The sequence below is a fragment of the Mesorhizobium sp. M1169 genome, from assembly GCF_040318345.1.
Classification (GTDB): Bacteria; Pseudomonadota; Alphaproteobacteria; order Rhizobiales; family Rhizobiaceae; genus Mesorhizobium.
Genome location: NZ_JAMYME010000088.1, coordinates 1 through 6,750, shown reverse-complemented (window position 1 = coordinate 6,750; position 6,750 = coordinate 1). Strand labels below are relative to the sequence as shown.

Below are 6,750 nucleotides of genomic sequence, written 5' to 3'. Positions count from 1 at the left end.
GCGAGGAGGTCGCGTCGACCTTAATCAAGACGCTTCGGTGCGAGTGGATCCACGGCTTCATCGCCGACTTCTTCAACACTATCGACCCATTTCTGCCGTTCGGACATGGCCTCACCATCTCCAAGGCGGACATTCACCCATTATTCGACGAAAAATCTCGTTCCGATCAAAGCCCGCCCTACTTCGTTGCAGCGGCTGCGGCTTCCCCCGGCGGCATAATCCGCATCATGAACGTCGACACCGCTTCCCCGGGTTTGAACGGGCCGGGAACCTGGTGGCTGACCGGCTTCACACTTTGGAGGAATGCCGCGATCGCCATGGCGTCATCCGCGGTGAGATGCGCGAAGTCGCGCCAAGGCATGATCGGCGCCAGGATGCGGCCGTCCGGCCGTTCGCCGGTCTGAATCGCGGTGACGATCTGCTCCGGGGTCCAGCTTCCGATACCGGTCTCCCTGTCAGGCGTGATATTACGGGCGACAAAGACACCAAGACCAGGAATCTCGAAGCCCACGTCCGAACCGCCGAGGAAGCGCGACATGTCGGGTTTCCCGAAGAAATAACCGGATGTGTGACAGTCGCTGCAGCCGGCAATCGTAACCAGATATTCGCCGCGCGCGATCTGTGTGTCATCGGCCATGGCCGCGTAAGATGGCAGGGCAACAATCGACGCTGTCAAGAATGCAAGATGAACTGGTGTCCGAAACATTGCTTCCTCCCTGTGATCTGTTCGTGTTTGTCCGTCGACCTCCCGCGCCGTCAACCGGTCGCAATTCCCCGATTTTAACCACGTCGAGGACGCTGAATTCTAGCATGGCCAGCACGTAGTAACCATCAGCGATCAATTGGATGGTCGGCACTTGTCGCGACCCGTTGAGCGCAGCTGTGACGGAGCTTGCTCAGCCGACGCACACGCCTTCTTTTGGCGCGATCGAGCCACGCACGTTGATGGATCGACTTCGTCGCCTGAAATGCCTTGACGGTCGGACCGGGTCGAACTCGGTCGTTCAGAGTGATTGGGTTTGATCCTGAAACGTCAGCCGCAGGCGACCGGATTCTTCAGCCGCCACACCGCATCATGCGCCGCCTCGGCCGGCCGCGCGCGCCTGTCAACCTGAGCAGTCCCACCTGTCAGCCGCATCAGTGCACCCACCGCGAACCACGCGGAACCGTCAAATCCCCATAGCGCCGGAACCACGCCCTCCATCCCGCGGGTTCTTTCCCTGGAGGCTTTCGGACGCCGGCCCTCGCGCCAAGCCAACACCTGTTGGCCGGCATCCGTAACCCTAAACAATAGCCGACATTTGCCGCACGCCTTCAGCTTTGACATCGGCGCTATCTTCAATTGCTGCCGGGGTGGCGGTGTAACCTTCAACGTGAGTCATCATGACCTCCCTGATGTTGATAGGACGCCGCTGGCCTCTTGGGGTGCTCACGCGCTGAAGCTCGCGCTGCGAGCTTTCGACACGCTGTTCTCGGCTCGCGCGAGCCCCAACCCGAACCACAACGTCCACAGGGCCATTACAAAAGACGACGCAACCCAGACGAGGCTGCCCAGCCCGATGCCGAACCACATGCCCAGCGGCCATCCGACGAAGGCACCAAGCCCGGCCACGACTCCGACCAGTGACGCCCAGGTCGGCGTTACCTGTTGCCGGCTCAGCGTCTCATTGCCGGCGATCACGGCAACCGCCAGGCAGAGGAACATGAAGTCGTTGGCCTTGCCCTCGGCGAAGGCCCACCAGACCGCGAATCGCGCCATGTCGTTGGCGGCGACGGCATCGGCGACGGTGGTGGCCTCGGCCACGGCGGTTGTCATCGTCCAGAGCGCGCCGACGGCCACCACCGCCCAGGCGGATAGGGTCCACCAGCGTTCGGTCAGTCGAGAGCCGGCGGTCAGCACGATCAGGCTCGCGACGACGAACAGCGAAAGTGCTGCCGCGGCGGCCCAATGCACGACCACCCACAGGGTGACGCCACTGGCGATGGCCTGCATTTGCTGGGCGAGGTCGGGATTAATCGGCCCGTGACCGATCAGGACGAAACCCAAGAGTACAGAAGCGATCGCAAGCCAGGCGCCCGCGACCCGCATTCCGGTATCGGCATGCGACATCGCTACTTCCCTTCATTGTGGCCGGATGTTCGCAGCGCGATCACTGCGTCCGTCTCGCGATCTGTGGGCGAGCTGCGCCGTGGCGCCGCGCATCCATGGCCGATCGATTTCGAGTGCAAGCTAGCGCGGAAGGGAGGGCGGCGCTTCGGGCGAACCACCCAATGGGCGCCGATGACGGCATGGGTGATTCGACCCATGCCAGACCTGCTCAAACCAGGCGGTGCTCGTAGGCCCAGGCGGTGGCGGCAGCGCGCGTGGGGACGTCAAGCTTGTTGAAAATATTGCTGACGTGCCTGTCCACTGTCTTCCCGCTCAAATCCAGTTCGTTGGCGATTTGCTTGTTGGTTTTGCCGGCAGCGACCAGGCGGAGAACTTGCAGTTCACGGGCAGAGAGGCCGCGGGCTCCGTCTGATCGCATGCCAAGCAGGATATCGACACGAGAAAGGTCCGGCATGGCACCGAGCTGCCGGAACACTGTCCGGGCTGCCTGCAACTCCAGTTCCGCACCATCGTTGTCACCGAGGGCGCGGCAAGCCTGGCCTATCATGACGCCTACGCGCGCTGCTTCGTATGGCGCTTCGACTTGCTGCCACCCCTCGAGTGCCTGGCGCAGCCAAGTCAATGCAGCCTGCGCTTCGCCTTCTGCCAGTTCCACCGCTCCCCGCGCGTGAGCGGCAAGGGCGCGCAGCGGTTCGGTTCCGTAGCTTTCTCCAACGTCCGCCAGTTCGTGGCAGGCACGCCGTGCTTCCTCGATGTCATCAGCCGCCAGCATGATCTCGACGTGAGCCGGCAGCAGCCGTATGCGCCGCACCTGATCGGTCGTCGCACCCATGACGCGCCGGATTGCGGCCGCAGCCGCATCGATGTGCCTTTCGGCCAACCGCAACAGGGCAAGGCCCGGCTGCGGTTCGAAGCCATGTTGGCTTGCACTCCGATATGCCTGCTCGGCCACGTCAAAGTCTCCGCGAAGGCGGTATACTTCCGCCAGCTGGTACCATGCTCCAGCCGTATCTCTCCGATTGTTCGACTGCGTCAAACGCTCCACGGCCTGCTGCGCTTCGTCGATCGCGTGCTGCCATGCGCCGCTGAGCCGCTTGATCTCGGCGCGATGCATCAGGCAGGTGCCGCTGAAACTGATCAGCTGGGGCTGTTCGGCGCACCATCGCCCCAGGGCGGAGGTCCATTCGCGTGCGCGGCCCAGAGCATGGACTTGCTGACACGCTTCGATCACGCTGCAGTAGATCAAGCCGGTAAGCAGCGGCGACAATTCGCCGGCCGTGACCGAAACCATCGCCTCGTCGAGGAGCGCGAAACCTTCCGCGGTTCGCCGCTGGCGCAACAGAACACGGCCCTGCAAGTGCCGTGCACAGGCCACCAGATCCACGTCCGCAAAGCGCTCGCCAATCTCGACTGCGCCGCTCGCCGCAGCGTAGGCCGCTTCAAGGTTGCCCGAAGCAAGCTGCTGTTCGACATGGGGCAGCATCAGGTAACCCTGTTCGGCACAATCATGTGGTTCGCGTTCGAGCAGCCGATGCGCCCGTCCAAACCAGCCGGCCGCCTGAGCCATCTCCCCACGAAAGACAAGGCGCAGGCCAAGCCAGAAGGCGCAGCGGGCGGCCCGACGGCACTCGCCCGCGTCCAGATATGCATGATGGGTTCGCTCCAGGGCCCGCAGGTACTCCTCGTCGCGCCCGGTCAAATAGGCCGACATCGCCAGCCGTTCGAGATCGTCCACTGCGAGCGGAGCCGCTTCGCCGGCACGCCAGAAGAACCGATAGGCGTCGTCCCACGCCCTTTCCTCGTAAGCCTCACGACCGAGCACGAGCTGGTCCGCCTCCTGCAAGGAGCCGCTGTTGAATTGCTGTCGATCTGACCTGCCCATCCGCATTGGTTCCTAGCCATCAATGGCTGCTTTGGAGCCAAGGTGCAGTATAGCATGCTCGAACGCGAATGACCGGAATGCACTTAAAGCGCTCTGAACGGGGAACGTCCCGGACGACTGAAACGGGTCGAACTCGGTCGTTCAGAGTGATCGGGTTTGATCCTGAAACGTCAGCCGGAGGCGACCAGCGTCTTCAGCCGAACGTCGCCAAAGGTTCGGTTCGGACCTCGACCCACTGGCAGCGCCGGCTCTCGTGATAGAAGGGACAGGAAGGGCGGCGGGAACGCAGGGTCCGCGAAAGCGCCCACCGGGATGACGGTCAGACCGGGCTGCGTGTCGATCCGGTAATGGACGGTGGTGCCGCAATCCGGGCAGAAGCTGTAGATGACGCGGCCGCCCTCGTCGCCAATGCGCGTGAACTCCGCCGAGCGGCCCTGGACAACAACGTCACCTTCCTCAAACCACGCGTTGAAGCTGAACGCGCTGCCGGTGCGTCGCTTGCAGGCCAGGCAATGGCAGACGAGACGCGTACCGGCTCGCCCGAGCAGGTGGCTGACAGCTGAGCGCAGGAACATTCGGCGCGCCGCGTGACCATGGCTGGCTCCTCTCAAGATTCCCTGAACGATATCACTGCGTATCGGTGCTCAATTCGGCCCGCTTCTCATCCGACACGACTGCGAGGTCGAGCACCTTCTGCAATTCGGCCGCATGGCGGAACGACGGTTCGGCCTGGACGCCGTTGCGCACCGCGTCGACGAAGCGCTGGTAGTTGGTCTGCACCGTTCCGGCGTCCAGAACTTGCCATTTGGCGTTCTCGACATCCTCGCCGATGCAGGCTTTCAGCTCCGAGCCGGTCAGATTGTGCACGACTTCGATGCCGCCCTTGTCACCGTAGATGCGCAGGCGGAGTTCATTCAGATGGCCGGTTGCCCAGCGGCTGGCATGGACGACGCCGAAGGCGCCATTGCTGAAATCAAGCGCCATGGTGAAACTGTCATTGGCGTCGAGCTCGTACTCCCCGATCCGGTTGCCAGGCGCCTTGTCGAAGGACCGCAGGCGGCAGAACACATGGTCGATGTCGAGCGCCGCGCCATAGCTGGCGAAATCGAGGATGTGGATGCCGACGTCGCCCAGCACGCCATTGGAGCCGTGGCCGCGCGACAGCCGCCACAGCCATTTCGAATCGGTGCGCCAGTCGCCCCAGAATTTGGACACCAGCCAGCTCTGCAGATAGGACGCCTCGACATGCCTGACCGTGCCGATGTCGCCGGCCAGCACCATGGCGCGCGCTCTCTGCAGCGGCGCGACATTGCGATAGGTCAGGTTGACCATGTTGATGATGCCGGCCCGCTCGGCCGCAGCGGCCATTTCACTGGCTTTCTGGTAATTTTCGGCGAGCGGCTTTTCGCACAGCACCGGCTTGCCCGCCGCGATCAGCATCATGGTGGTCGGATGGTGGATGCGATCGGGCGTCACGTTCGCCACCGCGTCGAACTTGCCCCACGCCAGCGCCTCGTCCAACGACGCGAACCGGTTGGGGATACCGTAGATGTCCGAAAACTTGTCGACGCGCGTACGGTCGAGATCGACGGCGCCGATCAGTTCGACGCCCTCGATCTTGCCGAACTGCCTGGCGTGCTCCTCCGCCATCCAGCCGGTGCCGAGTATCAACAGACGCATGATTCTTATCCTTAGGACAGGGCTTTATCTTCTTGTTCGATCATGGATTTGTCGTCTAGCGGAAGCCGGCTTCGCCGGCGGAATGTAGCTTTCCGCCGCGCTCGACGATCGGCTCGAGCGCCTTTTCCACCGGCACGTTCGGCGCATCGAGGATGGCTGGATTGGAGCCTTGGGGGTTGTGCGCCCATCTCACCGCATTGCGCAGCACCTTGTGGACGTTGGCGTCGTGATAGGTCGGATAGGTCTCGTGGCCGGGCCTGAAATAGAAGATGTTACCGGCGCCGCGGCGATAGGTCAGCCCCGACCGGAACACTTCGCCGCCCTGGAACCACGAGATGAAGACGGTCTCCAGCGGCTCCGGCACGGCGAACTGCTCGCCATACATCTCCTCGTTCTCGAGCTCGAAATACTCGCCGATCCCGGCAGCGATCGGGTGGTTGGGGCTGGTCACCCAAAGCCGTTCGCGCTCGCCCGCCTCGCGCCATTTCAGCGTGCAGGGCGTGCCCATCAGCTTCTTGAAGATTTTCGAGAAATGGCCGGAATGGAGAACGATCAGCCCCATGCCTTCCCAGACGCGGCGCGCCACGCGCTCGACCACTTCGTCGGCGACGGCGCCATGGTCCTTGTGCCCCCACCACAGCAAGACCTCGGTCTCGGCCAGACGGTCGGCCGGCAGCCCATGCTCCTTCTGCTCCAGCGTCGCCCACGATACCGAAATCTCCGGGTCGAGCTTCAGTGCATTGGCGATCGTCGCATGCATGCCCTCGGGGTAGATGCCCGCGACCACCTCGTTGGTCCGCTCATGAATATTCTCGCCCCAGACGACAGCGCGTATTGTCATGATGTCCTCGTGATTGTTTGAAGCTGGAGCCGCCCCGGCCGGTCATTCATAGTGTCATCGGACGGGATTGAAAACCTTCGAGATTGGCCAAACCTCCCCAGCTTCGTCATCCCAGGGCGGAGCAGGCGCGAAGCGACGTCGCGAAGACCCTGGGATCCATATGTGGACGGCGCCCTGCCTGCAACGGTTGTTTTGCGTCGTTTTCGATCGCTTGCGTCCATATGTCCGGCCTTTGAG

Annotated in this window: 7 protein-coding genes; all 7 read right to left on the bottom strand. The window is 62.9% G+C overall.

Translation table 11 applies throughout. The features are described 5' to 3' along the window. Positions 1-178: 178 nt before the first annotated feature. The 7 genes from NKH41_RS33630 to NKH41_RS33600 all read right to left on the bottom strand — a co-directional run bounded on the left by NKH41_RS33630 (position 179) and on the right by NKH41_RS33600 (position 6,513). Entirely contained in the window at positions 179-706 is a 528-nt protein-coding gene (locus tag NKH41_RS33630) for a c-type cytochrome (RefSeq protein ID WP_502893757.1), read from the bottom strand. Positions 707-1,033: 327 nt separating this feature from the next. Continuing rightward, positions 1,034-1,204: a hypothetical protein gene (locus tag NKH41_RS33625; protein ID WP_352501300.1), complete on the bottom strand. Its 171-nt coding sequence runs from the start codon at positions 1,202-1,204 to the stop codon at positions 1,034-1,036. 225 nt (positions 1,205-1,429) lie between these two features. Next, on the bottom strand, positions 1,430-2,110 hold the full coding sequence (locus NKH41_RS33620) for a hypothetical protein (protein ID WP_352773548.1): 681 nt from the start codon (positions 2,108-2,110) through the stop codon (positions 1,430-1,432). Positions 2,111-2,318: 208 nt separating this feature from the next. Further along, entirely contained in the window at positions 2,319-3,992 is a 1,674-nt protein-coding gene (locus tag NKH41_RS33615) for a LuxR C-terminal-related transcriptional regulator (RefSeq protein ID WP_352781212.1), read from the bottom strand. A 170-nt stretch (positions 3,993-4,162) separates the two neighbouring features. Then, entirely contained in the window at positions 4,163-4,567 is a 405-nt protein-coding gene (locus NKH41_RS33610) for a GFA family protein (RefSeq protein WP_352773542.1), read from the bottom strand. Between the two features lie 52 nt (positions 4,568-4,619). Continuing rightward, entirely contained in the window at positions 4,620-5,672 is a 1,053-nt protein-coding gene (locus tag NKH41_RS33605; RefSeq protein ID WP_352773539.1) for a Gfo/Idh/MocA family protein, read from the bottom strand. A 55-nt stretch (positions 5,673-5,727) separates the two neighbouring features. Then, positions 5,728-6,513, bottom strand: a complete 786-nt coding sequence (locus NKH41_RS33600) for a ThuA domain-containing protein (protein ID WP_352773537.1) — start codon at positions 6,511-6,513, stop codon at positions 5,728-5,730. Positions 6,514-6,750: the final 237 nt, after the last annotated feature.